This window comes from Mesorhizobium sp. M1A.F.Ca.IN.022.06.1.1, from assembly GCF_003952605.1.
In the GTDB taxonomy this organism is placed as follows: domain Bacteria; phylum Pseudomonadota; class Alphaproteobacteria; order Rhizobiales; family Rhizobiaceae; genus Mesorhizobium.
Genome location: NZ_CP034455.1, coordinates 1,169,382 through 1,185,896 on the forward strand (window position 1 = coordinate 1,169,382; position 16,515 = coordinate 1,185,896).

The 16,515-nt window shown below is 65.3% G+C and carries 12 protein-coding genes and 1 pseudogene; 1 reads left to right on the forward strand and 12 read right to left on the reverse strand.

The annotated features are described in order from the left end of the window. Positions 1 to 11: 11 nt before the first annotated feature. A complete protein-coding gene (locus EJ078_RS05890; protein ID WP_127215815.1) occupies positions 12 to 2,333 on the forward strand; it encodes a PAS domain-containing sensor histidine kinase in 2,322 nt (773 codons plus the stop codon). Between the two features lie 48 nt (positions 2,334 to 2,381). On the opposite strand, the gene EJ078_RS05895 is transcribed toward EJ078_RS05890, so the two are convergent. The 12 genes and pseudogenes from EJ078_RS05895 to EJ078_RS05950 form a co-directional block, all read right to left on the reverse strand. After that, on the reverse strand, positions 2,382 to 5,360 hold the full coding sequence (locus EJ078_RS05895) for a bifunctional [glutamine synthetase] adenylyltransferase/[glutamine synthetase]-adenylyl-L-tyrosine phosphorylase (protein ID WP_189413603.1): 2,979 nt from the start codon (positions 5,358 to 5,360) through the stop codon (positions 2,382 to 2,384). Then, a complete protein-coding gene (locus tag EJ078_RS05900; RefSeq protein WP_067320986.1) occupies positions 5,360 to 6,835 on the reverse strand; it encodes a HAMP domain-containing sensor histidine kinase in 1,476 nt (491 codons plus the stop codon). The genes EJ078_RS05895 and EJ078_RS05900 overlap by 1 nt, the downstream gene beginning before the upstream one ends. A gap of 96 nt (positions 6,836 to 6,931) precedes the next feature. Next, positions 6,932 to 7,606, reverse strand: coding sequence for a response regulator transcription factor (locus tag EJ078_RS05905; protein ID WP_066997584.1), 675 nt, complete (start codon positions 7,604 to 7,606; stop codon positions 6,932 to 6,934). 356 nt (positions 7,607 to 7,962) lie between these two features. Continuing rightward, complete coding sequence (locus tag EJ078_RS05910; RefSeq protein ID WP_067320983.1) at positions 7,963 to 9,507, reverse strand: Do family serine endopeptidase; 1,545 nt, start codon at positions 9,505 to 9,507, stop codon at positions 7,963 to 7,965. 120 nt (positions 9,508 to 9,627) lie between these two features. Continuing rightward, complete coding sequence (locus EJ078_RS05915; RefSeq protein WP_127216812.1) at positions 9,628 to 10,089, reverse strand: cytochrome c-type biogenesis protein; 462 nt, start codon at positions 10,087 to 10,089, stop codon at positions 9,628 to 9,630. Further along, complete coding sequence (locus EJ078_RS05920; protein WP_127403758.1) at positions 10,086 to 12,077, reverse strand: heme lyase CcmF/NrfE family subunit; 1,992 nt, start codon at positions 12,075 to 12,077, stop codon at positions 10,086 to 10,088. The genes EJ078_RS05915 and EJ078_RS05920 overlap by 4 nt, the downstream gene beginning before the upstream one ends. Then, a complete protein-coding gene (ccmE, locus tag EJ078_RS05925) occupies positions 12,077 to 12,520 on the reverse strand; it encodes a cytochrome c maturation protein CcmE (protein ID WP_127246265.1) in 444 nt (147 codons plus the stop codon). Before ccmE ends, EJ078_RS05920 begins: the two co-directional genes overlap by 1 nt. A 3-nt stretch (positions 12,521 to 12,523) precedes the next feature. Then, positions 12,524 to 13,659: pseudogene (gene ccmI / locus EJ078_RS05930) on the reverse strand (c-type cytochrome biogenesis protein CcmI). Positions 13,660 to 13,775: 116 nt separating this feature from the next. Next, positions 13,776 to 14,213: a hypothetical protein gene (locus EJ078_RS05935; protein ID WP_127217064.1), complete on the reverse strand. Its 438-nt coding sequence runs from the start codon at positions 14,211 to 14,213 to the stop codon at positions 13,776 to 13,778. Next, positions 14,210 to 14,377 (reverse strand): hypothetical protein, encoded by a 168-nt coding sequence (locus EJ078_RS05940; RefSeq protein WP_156751019.1) that lies wholly within the window; start codon positions 14,375 to 14,377, stop codon positions 14,210 to 14,212. Before EJ078_RS05940 ends, EJ078_RS05935 begins: the two co-directional genes overlap by 4 nt. After that, entirely contained in the window at positions 14,377 to 15,765 is a 1,389-nt protein-coding gene (locus EJ078_RS05945; protein ID WP_127217065.1) for an ATP-binding protein, read from the reverse strand. Before EJ078_RS05945 ends, EJ078_RS05940 begins: the two co-directional genes overlap by 1 nt. 22 nt (positions 15,766 to 15,787) lie before the next feature. After that, positions 15,788 to 16,453, reverse strand: a complete 666-nt coding sequence (locus tag EJ078_RS05950; RefSeq protein ID WP_067320964.1) for a response regulator transcription factor — start codon at positions 16,451 to 16,453, stop codon at positions 15,788 to 15,790. Between the last annotated feature and the right edge of the window lie 62 nt (positions 16,454 to 16,515).

The window sequence follows — 16,515 nt, forward strand, 5'->3', positions numbered from 1 at the left end:
GAGTGCCATTTATGGCCAAGACGGACGCGTGGGGCGCGCCCGGAGGGAGAGCTTTTGCGCGTCGCGAGGCAAGGAGCGGCGGGCCTGCCGGCAATGCGCGTCTGATCGCCGAACCCGCCTACCAGCGGCTGCTGGCGGCGGAACCGCTGCTGCGCCGCTCCATCCCCGCACTGATCATCATCTTCCTGATCGTCATCGCCGCACTGCGCTTCCTGTCGCTGGTGAACGACCGCGACGAGGTCGAACGCGACGCCAAGTCGGTGCTGGCGTTAGCCGCCGGCCAGATGGCACAGGCGATTACGGCCGACCCGAACGCAGCCGGCGTGAATGCGACGGACCTTCTGGAGAAGACCAGCCGCCAGGGCGCCATGGGTCGCAGCCACGTGCTGGCCATCACCGACGGCGCTTTCAAGATCGTCGCGGTATCGCCATTGTCGACCGGCTGGCAGGGACGCTCGCTGGACAGCCTCGTGCTCGGCGGCCAGCCGCTGTTCATGTTCGGCGACCGCGCCGGCGTTATGGATGTCAGCATCGGCGGCAAGGACTGGTTCGCCGCCGTCAGCCTCACCGGCGACCGCAAGAACGCCGCGGCGGTGCTGGTGCCCAAGGAGGCGGTGTTCGACAGCTGGCGCAAGACGGTGTCGCTCAACGTCACGTTGTTCGTGCTGACGGCCGGCGTGCTGATCGTCATCCTTTACGCCTATTTCGGCCAGGCGGCGCGCGCCCAGGCGGCCGACCGCATCTATCTCGAAGCGCATCAGCGCATCGACATGGCACTGGTGCGCGGCCGCTGCGGGTTGTGGGACTGGGACATGGTGCGCGGCAAGATGTACTGGTCGCGCTCGATGTACGACATGCTGGGCTACGAGCCCTGCGATACGATGCTGTCCTTCGGCGAGGTCGACGAGATCATCCATCCCGACGACGGCGACCTCTTCGAGCTCGCCAATCGCATCGTCGAGCGCGAGATCGACCATATCGACCAGGTGTTTCGCATGCGCCACGCCGACGGGCAGTGGGTGTGGATGCGCGCCCGCGCCCAGGTGATCGACCCGGAAGCGCCCGAGATCCAGCTGATCGGCATCGCCGTCGACGTCACCGAGCAGCGGCATCTCGCGCTGCGCTCGGAAGCGGCGGACATGCGGCTGCGCACGGCGATCGAGAACATCAACGAATCCTTCGTGCTATGGGATGCCGCCGAACGGCTGATCATGTGCAACTCCAAATTCCAGCAGGACAACGGGCTCTCGGACCGCGACGTGATGCCGGGCGCAACCCGCGACATGCTGGAGGAGCGCATGCTCGCCTTCGCCTCGGAGCGCAGGCTGGCCAACGCCAACGGGCCGCATGGCGGTGTGACGCTGGAGCGCCAGCTCGCCGACGGACGCTGGCTGCAGGTCAACGAGCTCAGGACCAGAGACGGCGGCATCGTCTCGGTCGGCTCCGACATCACCCAGATCAAGCTGCATCAGGAAAAGCTGGTCGACAGCGAGCGCCGCCTGATGGCGACCATCCACGATCTTAGCCTCGCCCGCCGGGCCGAGGAGGAACGCGCCAAGGAGCTTGTCGAGCTCAATCGCAAATACATGAAGGAAACCGAGCGCGCCGAGGCCGCCAACCGGGCGAAGTCCGAATTCCTCGCCAATATGTCGCATGAACTGCGCACACCGCTCAACGCCATAATCGGCTTCTCCGAGCTGATGCAGCAAGGCCTGTTCGGACCGCTGGGTTCGGAGCGCTACGAGGAATATGCCAGCGACATCAACGGCAGCGGCAAATACCTGCTCGGCGTCATCAACGACATTCTCGACATGTCGAAGATCGAGGCCGGCCAGTTCTCGCTTGACCGCGAGGAAATCGACCTCTGCCCGCTGATCAGGGAAACGGTTCGCGTCATCTCGCTGCAGGCGGCGGAGAAGTCGATCACGGTAGAGACGCGCATCGCCGATGCGATGCGGCTCTACGCCGACCGCCGCGCGATCAAGCAGATCGCAATCAATCTGCTCTCCAACGCGGTGAAGTTCACCGGACAGGGCGGCAAGATCACGGTCAGGGCGCGCAGCGCCTCAGGCGCGCTGGTGCTCACCATCGAGGACAATGGCTGCGGTATCCCGAAGCAGGCGCTGAGCAAGCTCGGGCGGCCGTTCGAGCAGGTGCAAAACCAGTTCTCCAAGAACCACACCGGTTCCGGCCTGGGCCTCGCCATCTCGCGTTCGCTCGCCGAACTGCAGGGGGGCGCGCTGAAGATTCGCTCCACCGAAGGCGTCGGCACCATCGTTTCGGTGCGCATCCCGCTGAAGAAGGCGCCGCCCATGGTCAAGGTGGCGGCTTAGCTGGCGCGCTGAAATTCGAAACGCCGGCGTCAAGGAATGACGCGTGGATTACCCTCGCGAGATCGACGCTCCTGCGCGAAGCAGAAGGTCGAAATCCTTCCGAATCTTTCGCGACGTCTCCTTGAGATGTGCTTCGAGCACACCGAAATCCGGCAGGTCGGTGGCCGCCAGAAGCAGATCAGAAAGCCCAGGCGGAACATCGTCGCGCTGGAACTCGCCGGTAAGGCAGAGCCTGATCATCTGGGTCAGCGCGAGATAGAGCCTCCAGGCCTCGCAAAGCTCCTGCCGAACATCAGGCGCCGCGTAACCGGGGGCCAGCCGCGCCAGCACTTCCGCCGTCGCGGTTGCCCGCCTACCAGCCTCGACCGCGCCGGTGATGACCGCGACCTGGGCGATGAATTCAAGGTCGATCAGGCCGCCGGGGATCAGCTTGATGTCCCAGAGATCGCGCGGCGGCTTTTCCGTGTCGATCAGCGCCCGCATCTCGGAGGCATCCGCCTTCACCTTGGCGCCGTCGCGCGGCTGGGCAAGAACCGCCGCAACCTCGTCTTCGACCTCGGCGCAAAGCGCTGCGTCACCGCCGATGGCGCGTGCTCGTGCCAGCGCCATATGCTCCCAGGTCCAGGCATCCTGCCGCTGATATTTCTTATAGGCGTCGACATGGGTGGCGACGGGCCCCTTGTTGCCGGAGGGGCGCAAGCGAAGGTCGAGCTCATACAGGACGCCTTCGGCCGTCGGCGCCGAGACGGCGGCGATCAGCCGCTGCGTCATGCGGGTGTAGTAGTGTGAGGGCGCCAGCGGCTTCTCGCCATCGGAGTCTTCCGCATCCGCATCGTGGTCATAAAGCAGGATCAGATCGACATCCGAGCCGGCAGTGAGCTCGCGGCTGCCCAGCTTGCCCATGCCGAGGAGCGCGACCCTGCCCCCGGCAATCCTGCCATGGCGCAACGCGAACTCGGCGATGACTGCGTTGAGCGCCGCTTCGATCGTGAGGTCGGCCAGGTCGGAGAAGGCGCGACCGGCGCGCCCGGGATCGATGGAGCCCGCAAGCAGCCGCACGCCGATCAGGAATTTCTGCTCGGAGGCGAAGATACGCAGCCGGTCAAGCACATCCTCATAGGCGCGGTCGCCCTCGATGAAGGCCGCAAGCCGCGCCGAGAGGTAGGCGCGGTCGGGCAGTTCCGCGAGCAACGCCGGATCGAGCAGACCGTCGAACACATGCGGGCGGCGCGTGATGATGGCGGCGAGCCGCGGAGCGGCGCCCATGATCGTCGCCATCAGCTTGAGCAGTGCCGGATTGGACTGCAAAAGCGAGAAGAGCTGGATGCCAGCCGGCAGGCCGGCGAGGAACTCGTCGAAGCGGATCAGCGCCTCGTCGGCGCGGCGCGTCTGGCCGAAGGCTTTCAGCAGCGCCGGCGTCAGTTCCGTCAGCCGCTCGCGCGCCTCCGCCGACTGGGTGACGCGGTATCGGCCGAAATGCCAGCCGCGAATGACACGGCAGATGTCGCTCGGCCGCTGAAAGCCGAGGCGATGCAAGGTCTGCAGCGTGTCGGGATCGTCGACATCACCGGTGAAGACCAGATTGCCGACGCCGGCCGACAGTTCGGGTGCCGTCTCGAACAGCGCCGCATAATGGCGCTCGACCTGCTGCAGCGAGGCGCGGAAAGCTTCCGCGAATTCCGCCTCGCCGGTGAAGCCGAGCATCAGCGCGATACGCTCCAGTTCCTCGTCCTCTTCCGGCAGGACATGTGTCTGCTCGTCGGCCACCATCTGGACGGCATGCTCGACACGGCGCAGGAACCAGTATTGTCGGGTGAGCGCATCGCGCGCATCGGCGGTGATCCAGCCGCGTGCGGCGAGCGCGTCCAGCATCGGCACCGTTTCGCGGCCCCGCAGTTCCGGGAAGCGGCCGCCGGCAATCAGCTGCTGCGTCTGGACGAAGAACTCGATCTCGCGGATGCCGCCGCGGCCGAGCTTGACGTTATGGCCTTTCACCGCGATCTCGCCGTGGCCCTTGTGGGCATGGATCTGGCGCTTGATCGAATGGACGTCGGCGATCGCGGCGTAATCCATGTATTTCCGCCAGACATAGGGCTGCAATTCCTTGAGGAAGGCCGAGCCCGAGGCAAGGTCTCCGGCCACCGGCCGCGCCTTGATCATGGCGGCGCGCTCCCAGTTCTGGCCGCGGGCCTCATAATAACGAAGCGCCGCCTCGACCGGGATCGCCAGCGGGGTCGAGCCGGGATCGGGGCGCAACCTCAGATCGGTGCGGAAGACATAGCCATGCTCGGTGCGGTCCTGCAGGATGCGCACGAGACGGCGGGTGAGGCGCGAGAACAGCTCCGTCGCATCGAGCGGATCGACCACCGCCGGCGCCTCCGGATCGAAGAAGACGACGAGGTCTATGTCGGAGGAAAAATTCAGCTCATGCGCGCCGAGCTTGCCCATGCCGAGCACAATCCAGCTCGAGCCGCGAGCCGGGTCTTCCGGATGGGGCAGCTTGAGCTTGCCCTGCCCGTGCGCGTCGAGCAGCAGGAAATCGACGGCGGCGCGTGTGCAAGCATCCGCCAGGTCGCTCAGACGGCGCACCGTCAGCGCGGTTTCGGCCTCGCCGGACAGATCGGCCAGCGCGATCAGGAAATGCGCTTCGGCCTTGAACTGCCTGAGTTCCATCATCAGGCTCGATTCCGAAACATTGTCGGCCCGTGCAGCGCGATCGACCGCCTCGCCGATCTCGTTGAGACGCGCTTCGATCGTCTGGTCGAACAGCTTGTCGAGAATGGCCGGACGGCGGCGGGCCGTATCACGCAGGAACGGCGACAGGTCGAAGATGGCGGCGAGCAATTCCTGCAGTGCTCCCTGGCCGGCGAGGAACGCGGCCAGACGCGGAAGGCCGTCTTGCTCGGCCGCGTCAGCGATCTCGGACAATTCCCTCCGGGCATGGTCGCCGCCGAGCGGGCGAAGCGCCAGCGTCGGTCGGAGTTGCCATTCCGTATCGATCTTCTTTTTTGCCATCCTTGCCGCCATCAATGCGTCTCCCGGGCCGGGAAACTCATGACTACGGACAATCCGGGATTGGCGGGCAGAAGATCAAGCCTGCCGTTGTGGAAAGTCATGATCGCCTTGGCGAGGCTAAGGCCCAGGCCCGAGCCCGGCTGCGAACGGCTCTTCTCCAGCCGCACGAAACGCTCGGTGACCCTGGCGCGGTCGGCATCGTCGGGAATGCCAAGGCCATTGTCGGAAACGGCGAGCTTGACCTCGCCGCCGATGCGCTCCAGCGTGACCCGCACCTTCGGGCTCTCGGCGGCGCCGGTCGAGTATTTGATGGCGTTGTCGACGATGTTCGACAGCGCCTGGCCGATCAGCTCGCGATTGCCGTTGATGGTCACCGCTTCCGGCACCGCGGTTTCCAGCACGACGCCCGCCTCTTCCGCCACCGGCTCGTAGAGCTCGACGACATCGCTCACCGTGGCGGCGAGGTCGACCGGGCCGGTTGTCTCGGAGGAATAGCCGGCCTCCAGCCGCGAGATCATCAGGATGGCGTTGAAGGTCTTGATGAGCTGGTCGGACTCGGCGATCGTTCCCTCCAGCGCCTGACGGTAGTCCGTCGTCTTGCGCTTGCCGGCAAGGGTGGCTTCGGCGCGGTTGCGCAGCCTGGTCAGCGGCGTCTTCAGATCGTGAGCGATGTTGTCGGAGACCTGCTTCAGCCCCTCGTTCAGCATGGCGATACGGGCAAGCATCGTGTTGAGGTTTTCGGACAGGCGGTCGAATTCGTCACCGGCGCCGGTCACCGGCAGCCGTCCGCTAAGGTCGCCGCCCATGATGCGGCGACTTGCGTCGGAGACGCTGTCGATGCGTTTCAGCGCGGCGCGCCCGACGAAGAACCAGATCAAGAGGCCGCCGAGCCCCATCATGCCTAGCGCCAGCATCAGCGCGCGGCGGATGACGGCCCGGAAGCGCTCGGGCTCGCCAAGATCGCGGCCGACCAGCAAGATCATCTGATTGGGCAGTCGCAGCACCAGCGCGATAGCGTTGTGGCCTTCTTCGCCTTCCGACCGAGCGCTGCTGTCGCCCGGGGACGGCGCGCTCTGATCGGTGCCACCACCACGCAACCGGTCGAGTTCGCCCTCACCGAAGCGATGGTACGAAAAGGGCTCCGTCGTCCAGCCCTCGGTTTCGATGATTCCCGGCTCCAGGCTCTGCACATTGCCGGTCAGGATCTGGCCGTTGGCGTCGGCGATCAGATAGAGGTTGGCGCCAGGCTGGCGCGAGCGGGCTTCAACCACGCGCACCAGCAACGGCAGGCCGCCATTTTTGTATGCGCGAGCCAAGCCGAGGATCTCGTCATTGATCGTGTCCTGGGTCTGCGCCGTCAGCATGCGCGCCGAGAGCGACGTCATGTAAAAGACGAGCAGCACGGCGCAGAGAGCGAAAAGCAGAAGGTAAAGCGCCGAGAGCCGGGCCGCCGTCGTCTTCATGATGGCCGGCAGGGAAAGAGCCATGTGCGCCTAGATCAGGATGACGATTGGCTGCACGGTAACCCCTTGTTGCAGCATCTTTTCCGAAACGTTCCCTGACTTTCGGTTTGGGATCATGCTCTAGCCGCCTTTCAGCATGTAGCCCGCGCCGCGGATGGTGTGCAGGATCGGTTTGTCGAAACCCTTTTCGATCTTGCCGCGCAGGCGCGAGACATGAACGTCGATGACGTTGGTCTGCGGATCGAAATGATAGTCCCAGACATTTTCCAGCAGCATGGTGCGCGTCACCACCTGGCCGGCGTGGCGCATCAGATATTCCAGCAGGCGGAACTCGCGCGGCTGCAGCGTGATCTCGCGGCCGGCGCGCTTGACCGAATGCGACAGACGGTCGAGCTCGAGATCGCCGACGCGGTAGACGGTCTCGGTTTCCCGGGCGCCGGCGCGACGGTTCAACACCTCGACGCGGGCAAGCAATTCGGAAAAAGCGTAGGGTTTGGTGAGATAATCGTCGCCGCCGGCGCGCAGCCCGGTGACGCGGTCGTCGACCTCGCCCAGCGCCGACAGGATCAGCACCGGCGTGGTGTTGCCGCGCGAGCGGAGCGCTGCGATCACCGACAGCCCGTCGCGGCGCGGCATCATGCGGTCGACCACCATCACGTCATAGTCGCCGGCGTCGGCAAGCGCGAAGCCGGTCTCGCCGTCCCCGGCGACATGGGCGGTGTGGCCCGCCTCGGCGAAGGCTTTCTGCAGGTAGTCCGCAGCCTCGCGGTCGTCTTCCATGACGAGAATCTTCATGGAGCCGTTATACGCGATTTCACTGGAAGGTTGAGGGGCAGCCATGACTCAGCGCCTTTGCGTTCGCCAGCCGCATGTCGTGATCCCAGACCGGTACCCACTTGCGGGCACCGTGCTTGGCAAGCGGCAGCGGGTGATGGGAAACCCGCTGCCGCAGGAGCGAAACACGGTGACTGACTGACGTGCTCGGCCCCATGTTTTCCCGGCGGCGGCTCGGGGGTGTTGAAACCGCCGCAAGGAAAAGTCGCTGAGCAATTCCAGGAAAGGCGTGAAGCGGGTTTCCGTCCGGAATTGCGTCAAACAGAGAGTTAGAGCGGTTCTGCGTTCTCGAGGAGCGATTGAACCGCTCTCTCAGATCAGCCCTTTCCGACCGGCAGCGCGACGAAGCGGTTGCTATCGTCGCGGGTGATCTGCATCAGCACGGCCTTGCGGCCCGACTTGGAGGCATCGGTCATGGCCTTGGAAACGTCGTCGGTAGTGTTCACCTCGTTCGAATTGATCGAGGTGATGACGTCGCCGGGCTGGATGCCGCGGTCGGCCGCATCGCTGTCCGGATCGACATCGGTGACCACCAGGCCCTTGCCGTTTTCCGACTTGGTGACGGTGAGGCCGAGATCGGCAAGCGTATCGGCCTTGGCGGGAGCCGCCTGCTTGTTGCCGTCTTCGTTCGAGGCCTGCTTGTCGCTCGAAGGCAGTGTGCCGAGGTCCACCTTGACCGTCTCGTTCTTGCCGTTGCGCCAGACAGTAACATCAACCGACTTGCCCGGCGCATAAGCGCCGATCATGCGGGCGAGTTCCTTCGGCGAGGCGACGTCCTTGCCGTCGACCTGGGTGATGACATCGCCGGCGACGATGCCTGCCTTCTTGCCGGGACCAGCGTCCTGCGCGCTCGAAACCAGCGCGCCCTTGTCCGACTTCAGGCCGAGCGACTCGGCGATGTCGGAGGTGACCGGCTGGATCTCGACGCCGAGCCAGCCGCGCTGGACGGAGCCGTTCTTCATCAGGTCTTCGACCACCTGCTTGGCGGTCGAGGCCGGAATGTCGAAGGCGATGCCGACACTGCCGCCCGACGGCGAGAAGATGGCGGTGTTGATGCCGATCACCTGGCCGTTGAGGTTGAAGGTCGGACCGCCCGAATTGCCGCGGTTGACCGAGGCGTCGATCTGGATGAAGTCGTCATAGGGGCCGGCGCCGATGTCGCGGCCGCGGGCCGAAACGATGCCTGCGGTGACGGTGCCGCCGAGGCCGAACGGGTTGCCGACCGCCACGACCCAGTCGCCGATGCGGATCTTGGAGTCGTCAGCGAAGTCGACATAGGTGAACTTGCCACCGCCATCGACCTTCAGCACGGCGAGGTCGGTGCGCGGATCGGTGCCGATCAGCTTGGCGTCGAGCTCCTTGCCGTCATTGGTGACGACGGTGAAGTCGGAGCCTTCCGAAACCACGTGATTGTTGGTGACGAGGTAGCCGTCCTCAGAAATGAAGAAGCCCGAACCTTGAGCCACGGGGCGCGGCTCGCCATTGCCGTGGTTGCGGTGGTTGAACCGGGGCATGCCGAACTGGCCGCCCTGATCGCCGAAGCCGCGGAACTCCCTGAAGAAGCGGCGCAGCTGCGGATTATCCGGCAGGTTGTCGAAGCCGTTCTGATCGTCGGAGCCGTCATCGGCCGTCGGCTGGATCTTGGCCTTCACCTTGACGCTGACCACCGCCGGCGAGACGCGCTCGACGACGTCGGCGAAGCTCGGAACCTGCGGAGCCTCGACACGCACAGCATCGGCCAGCACGGGCGCAGTGCCGGTGGCAAGCGCGCCTGCGCCGACAGCACCAATCACGGCCAGGGACGCGACAGCCGCCATCAGGCGCTTGCGGGTGCTTGAATATGAATCGGGGGCAATATTCATGGGTCTCGTTTCCTCTTTCGAAGTGGATGCGCTCAGGAGAGCATCCTCGGAAAAGAGACTTAGTGAGGCGCACATTACGGCGCCATTTCCGATATATGAAAATTTTGTAATGTTGGCGCTTTAATCGCGCAGCAGCTTGTCCAGCGCCGCCTGTTCCTCGGCGCTGAGCGTGCTGCCCGGCGCGCGGCGTGAACGGGTGCTGAGCACGATGAAGATGCCGCCGGCCAGAAGCAAAAGCGCCGGGGTGCCCCACAAAAGCGCGTTGCGCAGGCTGAAGCGCGGCTTCAAGAGAACGAACTCGCCGTAGCGCGACACGATGTAATCCATCACCTGCTGGTCGGTATCGCCGGCGACGAGGCGCTGGCGCACGAGGACGCGCAGGTCGCGGGCCAGATCGGCGTCGGATTCGTCGATCGACTGGTTCTGGCAGACCATGCAGCGCAAGCCTTCGGAAAGCGCGCGTGCGCGAGCCTCCAGCGCCGGATCGGGCAGCACCTCATCGGGCTTCACCGCCTGTGCCGCGCCGGCGAAGACCAACGCCAGCAGGAGGATCAGCGAGGCGAGCGAAAACTTCGCTTTCATGTCGGGCTCGCGGGTAAGGCAGCGGCAGCCGGCTTGCGGCGCCTCGCGGGGGCGCCAACGCGCAGGCGGCGGTCGAGCAGCGACACGGCGGCGCCCGCCATCATCACCAGTCCGCCGCCCCAGATCAGCGTCACCAACGGCTTCCACCACAGGCGCACGACGACCGAGCCGTCCTTGCCCTCATCGCCGAGCGACAGATAGAGCTGGCTCACACCCAGCGTCCTGATGCCGGACTCGGTCGTTACCGTCTGCCGCACCGGATAGAAGCGTTTTGCAGAGGTGATCTCGCCATCGGCATTGCCATCGGCGCCAATCAGCAGGAAGCGGCCGCGCTCCTCGGTGAAGTTTGGGCCTTTCTGAGGAAACAGTCCTTCGAAGCGCAGCGTGTGGCCGGAAAGTTCCACCGTCTCGCCGAGGCGCATGGTGAGAATCTTCTCCGTGCCAAACGAAAGCGTGCCGACGATGCCGAGCAAGGTGAGCCCGAGGCCGAGATGGGCAAGCGCGGTGCCGAAGACCGAGCGCGGCAGGCCGGCAAAGCGTCTCAGCACGTCGGCCGGCGCCACCGAGCCGATGCCCGACTTGACGGCAAGGTCGGTCAGCGCGCCGGCGACAAGCCAGACGGCGAGGCCGACGCCAAGCGCAGCGAAGACCGAGGCGCCATCGATAAACAGGCCGGTGACCAGCATCGCGGCGATCGCCAGCCCGAAGGCCGCCATCAGGCGCTGCGAGGCGGCAAGGACGTCGCCGCGCTTCCAGGCAAGCAGCGGACCAAACGGCACGATGGCGAGCAGCGGCAGCATCAGCGGGCCGAAGGTCAGGTCGAAGAAGGGCGCGCCGACCGAGATCTTGCCGCCGGTGATGGCCTCAAGCGCCAGCGGGTAGAGCGTGCCGACGAGCACCGTCGCGGTCGCCGTGGTCAGGAACAGATTGTTGAGCACGAGCGCGCCTTCGCGCGAGATCGGCTGGAACAGGCCACCTGCGGTCAGGGTGGAAGCGCGCAGCGCAAACAGCGCCAGCGAGCCGCCGATGAACAGCGTCAGGATGCAGAGGATAAAGACGCCGCGCGCCGGATCGGTGGCGAAGGCATGCACGGAAGTCAGCACGCCAGAGCGGACAAGAAAGGTGCCGAGCAGCGACAGCGAGAAGGTGAGGATGGCAAGCAGCAGCGTCCAGATCTTCAGCGCCGAGCGCTTTTCCATGACGATTGCCGAATGGAGGAGCGCCGTGCCGGCGAGCCAGGGCATGAAGGAAGCGTTCTCGACCGGGTCCCAGAACCAGAAGCCGCCCCAGCCAAGCTCGTAATAGGCCCAATAGGAGCCCATGGCGATGCCGCCGGTCAAAAACATCCAGGCGACCAGCGTCCAGGGCCGCACCCAGCGCGCCCAGGAGGCGTCGATGCGGCCTTCGATCAGGGCTGCGACCGAGAAGGAGAAGCAGATCGAGAAACCGACATAGCCGAGATAGAGCAGCGGCGGATGGATGGCGAGGCCGAGGTCCTGCAGGATCGGGTTGAGATCGCGGCCCTGGATCGGCGCCGGGTTCAGCCGGATGAAGGGATTGGACGTCGCCAGGATAAACAGGAAGAAGGCGGCGCCGATCATGCCCTGCACGGCCAGAACATTGGCTTTGAGCGTCGCTGGCAAGTTGGAACCGAAGACAGCGACGAGCGCGCCGAAGAAGGTCAGGATCAGCACCCAGAGCAGCATCGAGCCTTCGTGGTTTCCCCAGGTGCCGGTGATCTTGTAGATCATCGGCTGCAGCGAATGGGAGTTTTCCCAGACGCTCGCCACCGAGAAATCGGAGCCGGCATAGGCGGTGGCAAGAGCGGTGAAGGACAGCGCGGTCAGCGCAAAGCCGGTGACCGCGACCGGGCCGCCGACCGCCATCAGCCGCTGGTTGCCGGTGCGGGCGCCGACCAACGGCACCAGCATCTGCACCAGCGACAGCGCGAAGGCGAGGACGAGCGCGAAATGTCCGGTCTCAACCATTATTGGCTCTTGCTCTCCTGCCACACGCCCTTGGCTTTCAAGCGGTCGGCGACTTCCTTGGGCATATAGCGCTCGTCGTGCTTGGCTAAAACGCTATCGGCAACGAAGACGCCGTCCGGGCCGAAAGCGCCTTCGGTGATGACCCCCTGCTCCTCGCGGAAGAGGTCGGGCAGGATGCCGGTATAAGTGACCTTGACCGATTTCTGCATGTCGGTGACCGAAAAGGCGACGGTCGCGCCCTGACCGCGAACGATGGTGTTTTTTTCGACGAGCCCGCCAAGGCGAATGCGCTGTCCGGGCTGGACGGTTGCGGCGGCGAGGTCGGCGGGCATGTAGAAATACGAAGCCTTCTGGCCGAGCGCGTAGAAGGTAAGACCGGCAGCAGCGCCGAGGAAGGCCAACCCTGCGAGGATCACCGACAATCGCTTCTGCTTGCGCGTCATGGCCTACTCCGTCGCCGTCACGCCGAGGGAGGCGGCAAAGGCGGTGATTTTCTTGGCCTGCTCGCTGTCGGCGCCGAAGACGGCAACCGCGCGGCCGAGCGCGTCGCGCGCCCGGTCGGCCTTGCCGAGCACGACATAGGAACGAATGAGCCGCATCCACCCTTCCTCGTCGCGCGGATTTTGTTTCAGCCGGTCGTCGAGGCTGGCGACCATGGTCTCGATCATTGCCTGCCGGTCCTGCGGCGCCATCTGCCGCGCCGCCTCGACCTGCCCGGCATCCGGGCCGGTCGCCGGCTTGCCTGCCGCCGCCGGCGGCTCGGCCGTTTCGGCGAGCGCCTGCTGGACGGCGCTGCGCCAGGGCGAATCGGGCGCAAGCTGACCGAGCATCTTTTGCCAAGCGGCGGCGGCTTCCGCCTTCCTGCCTTCCTGGGCCAGGCCCATCGCCAGATAGAAATTGGCCTTGGCGTTGGCGGGATCGAGCTTCAAGGCCGCGTCGAAGGCGCCCTGAGCCTCGGCCGTGACGATCCCGCCGGCAGCGTTGGCGATCGCCTCGCCAAGGCCGGCCTGGCGCACGGCGCTGTCGCCGTCGAGGCGGATGGCGTTGCGATAGGCGGTCACCGCGTCGGCGTAGCGCTGCAGGCGCAGATAAACCGGCGCCAGCACGTCCCAGCCCTTGCCGTCCGAGGGATTGGCGGCGAGATGCGCCTCGGCGCGGGCAACCAGCTCGTCGACCGAGGACTCGGCAGGGTTCTTGGCCAGCCGTTCGGCCAGCGGCTGCGAGGGCAGATCCGGCGAGCCGAGTGAGCCGTAAAGCCCCAGCTAACCAGCGGCACCGCCAGCACGGCGGCGGTGGCGACCAGCTTCGCGGCGCGCGCAGGGCGCGGCGCTCGCGCGCTTGCCTGGCTGTGCGAGCCGAGACGCAGAATGCGGCGGCCGATCTCGGCGCGCGCTTCCTCCGCCTCGCCCGGCTGGATGAGACCGCGCGCCATGTCGCGGTCGAGTTCCGAAAGCTGGTCGCGATAGACTTCGAGATCGTGATCGCCGGCGGTCGATGCGGCTTTCGTGCCGCCGGCCAGCGGCAAAAGCACCGCCAGGCTGGCGCCCAGCGTAAGGATTGCAGCTATGACCCAGAACAGCATGGCTATTCCAATAAAGGCAGAGCCCTGCCCTGCCAACACGGACGCCCTGCGACGCTTTGGCGGCAGACGCGCCGGCCGTCCTTGATCAATGTCAAATTGCGCCGATCGTTGCTAATTCAGGTCAGCGGCGTCCAGCTGCCGTCGGCATTGCGGCAGGCGGTGCCGCGCGCCGTGACGCCCGAACCGCTCGTGTAAACGGTGTGGGTGTATTGGCGGCAGTCCTGCGAGCCGACCCGGTAGGGCTGGGCGGCAACGACCTCGCCATAATGGGTCGAGCTGTCGCCGTTCCACGTCACCTTCTGGCCGCTGGCGTTGTATTCCAGCGCCTTGTACTCGGCCTCGAGGCCTTTGCGCTTTTCGGCATCGCTCAGACCCGAACCGATCGAGCCGCCGATGAGCCCGCCATTCATGGCCGCGACGATGCCGGCTCCCACCTTACCGGCGGCCGGCGGCGTGGCGACGGGCGTGACCGGAGAGGTCGGGCCGGTCCTGCCCAGCGTGGTGCAGCCCGACACGGCCATCAGGGCGGAAACGAGCGCAACGCGAATCTTCATGCCAGCAACCGGTTCTCTTGAGCGGGATGGGCTTCTTGGGCGAAAAGCACTTCTGGAGCGAGATGGATCGGGAACCGCGCCAGCGGGAAGGATAGCGAGCCCATAGTATTGATATTTGTCGGAAATTTGGCCGCGAGCGGCCGCACGGAAATCGATAAAAACATTATTGAAGGCTCCGCAATCTTACCACTGCCCTCAAGCCGCCCATGCTGGACCGTTCCAGCGCCAGGGCGCCTCCATACTCGTTGACGAGGTCGGCGACAATGGCCAATCCAAGCCCCGTTCCCGGCTTCGTCTCGTCGAGTCTCTTGCCGCGTTTCAACACTTCCCGCGCGCTGTCCTCGGGAATGCCGGGGCCGTCGTCCTCTATGACGATTTCAAAAAGGTTGGGGCTTCCCGGAACGGCGGCGACCGAGACGGCAACGGCGCTTTTCGCCCATTTCATGGCATTGTCGAGGAGATTGCCGAGCAATTCCTCAAGATCCTCGCGTTCGCCGGCAAAGACGATCCCGGTGGCCGGCGGCGACAGCGAAAGCTGTGTCTGCGGGTTGAGCTTGCGCAGCACGCGCACCATGCGCTCGACCAGCGGCGCCACCGGCGTGCGGAACACGACGCTGTCGCGCTGGGCAGCGACGCGGGCGCGCTGCAGATAATGGTCGACCTGCTTTTGCATCGAGGCAGCCTGCTCGGCGATGAGCTCTCCCTTGGCGCCGCCGAGCGCGCGGCCCTCGTTGATCAGGACGGCAAGCGGCGTCTTCAGGGAATGGGCGAGGTTGCCGACCTGGGTGCGCGAGCGCTCGACGATGCGCCTGTTGTTCTCGATCAGCGCATTGGTCTCGCTGGCCAGAGGCTCGATCTCGGCCGGAAAGCGCCCGTCGAGCCGCTGCGCCGTGCCCTCGCGCACCATCGCCAAAGCATTGCGCACGCGGCGCAAAGGCTGCAAGCCGAAAAGGATGGCGATGGCGTTGATGGCGATCATGCCGACGCCGAACAGCGACAGATAGGTGAGCAGCCGGCGCTGGAAGCTCGCGATCTCCTGCTCGAGCTCGCTGTGATTGCCCATGACGCGGAAGCGCGCGGCGCGGTTCTTGGCATCGAGCACGAACTCGCTCTCGAAAACCTCCAACTCCTCGCCCTTGATGCCCTCGGTCGAATAGCTGCGCTGGAAGTTCGCGTTGAACGGCACCTCGGCGACGCTCGGCGACAGGATCGAGGAGGTCATCGAGGAGGAATGGAGTTCGCCGTGAACGTCTTCGGAGGCCGGCTCGACCGACCAGTACCAGCCGGAATTCGGCTCCGAGAAGCGCAGATCGCCAAGGTCGGGCGAGCCGATGAGCGCGCCATTGTCGGAAATGCCGACGGAGCCGATCAGGTTGAACAGATGCGCCGAAAGCAGACTGTCGAAGCCGCGCTCGCTGGCCTGGCGGTAGAGCGTGGTTATGAGCGTGAAGATGACGACGAGCGTCAGGATCGCCCAAATCGTCGAAAAGGCGATGACGCGGAAGGTCAGCGAGCGCGGCCAGAGCCGCAGCTTTGAAAGCCACGTTCTCATCGTCGGCTTCAGCGGTTCCGCGTCACGCCTCCGGCTCTCGCATGCGATAGCCCATGCCTCGCACGGTTTCGATCATGTCGATGCCCATCTTCTTGCGAAGCCGTCCGACGAACACCTCGATGGTGTTGGAGTCGCGGTCGAAGTCCTGGTCGTAGAGATGTTCGACCAATTCGGTGCGCGATACCACCTCGCCCATATGATGCATCAGATAGGCAAGCAGCCGAAACTCGTGGGAAGTGAGCTTCAGCGGCACGCCGTTGACGTCGGCCTTGGAGGCCTTGGTGTCGAGCCTCAGCGGCCCGCAGGTGAGCTCGGATGAGGCATGGCCGGCGGCGCGGCGGATCAGCGCCCTCACTCTGGCCAGCACCTCCTCGATGTGAAAAGGCTTGGTGACGTAGTCGTCGGCGCCCGCGTCGATACCGGCAACCTTGTCGCTCCAGCGGTCGCGCGCGGTCAGGATCAGCACAGGCATCTTGCGCCCGCCGCGGCGCCAGCGCTCGACGACGCTGATGCCGTCCATCTGCGGCAGGCCGATGTCGAGGACGACGGCGTCGTAAGGCTCGGTGTCGCCGAGGAAATGCCCCTCTTCGCCGTCATAGGCGCGGTCGACGACATAGCCGGCATCGACCAGCGCATCCGTAAGCTGCCGGTTGAGATCCTTGTCATCCTCGACGACGAGCACGCGCATGGTTCGGAGCCTGTTGAAGGGTGGAGGTATAGGCCGATTCCGCCGGCCAGGAAACTCAAGCC

Bases quoted from the DNA above. Each gene is read 5' to 3' on its own strand.
- ccmE (WP_127246265.1), bottom strand. From the start codon at position 12,520: ATGACGCGCAAGCAGAAGCGATTGTCGGTGATCCTCGCAGGGTTGGCC.
- EJ078_RS05910 (WP_067320983.1), bottom strand. From the start codon at position 9,507: ATGAATATTGCCCCCGATTCATATTCAAGCACCCGCAAGCGCCTGATG.
- EJ078_RS05940 (WP_156751019.1), bottom strand. From the start codon at position 14,377: ATGTTTTTATCGATTTCCGTGCGGCCGCTCGCGGCCAAATTTCCGACA.
- EJ078_RS05890 (WP_127215815.1), top strand. From the start codon at position 12: ATGGCCAAGACGGACGCGTGGGGCGCGCCCGGAGGGAGAGCTTTTGCG.
- EJ078_RS05950 (WP_067320964.1), bottom strand. From the start codon at position 16,453: ATGCGCGTGCTCGTCGTCGAGGATGACAAGGATCTCAACCGGCAGCTT.
- EJ078_RS05905 (WP_066997584.1), bottom strand. From the start codon at position 7,606: ATGAAGATTCTCGTCATGGAAGACGACCGCGAGGCTGCGGACTACCTG.
- EJ078_RS05920 (WP_127403758.1), bottom strand. From the start codon at position 12,077: ATGGTTGAGACCGGACATTTCGCGCTCGTCCTCGCCTTCGCGCTGTCG.
- EJ078_RS05915 (WP_127216812.1), bottom strand. From the start codon at position 10,089: ATGAAAGCGAAGTTTTCGCTCGCCTCGCTGATCCTCCTGCTGGCGTTG.
- EJ078_RS05900 (WP_067320986.1), bottom strand. From the start codon at position 6,835: ATGGCTCTTTCCCTGCCGGCCATCATGAAGACGACGGCGGCCCGGCTC.
- EJ078_RS05945 (WP_127217065.1), bottom strand. From the start codon at position 15,765: ATGAGAACGTGGCTTTCAAAGCTGCGGCTCTGGCCGCGCTCGCTGACC.
- EJ078_RS05895 (WP_189413603.1), bottom strand. From the start codon at position 5,360: ATGGCGGCAAGGATGGCAAAAAAGAAGATCGATACGGAATGGCAACTC.
- EJ078_RS05935 (WP_127217064.1), bottom strand. From the start codon at position 14,213: ATGAAGATTCGCGTTGCGCTCGTTTCCGCCCTGATGGCCGTGTCGGGC.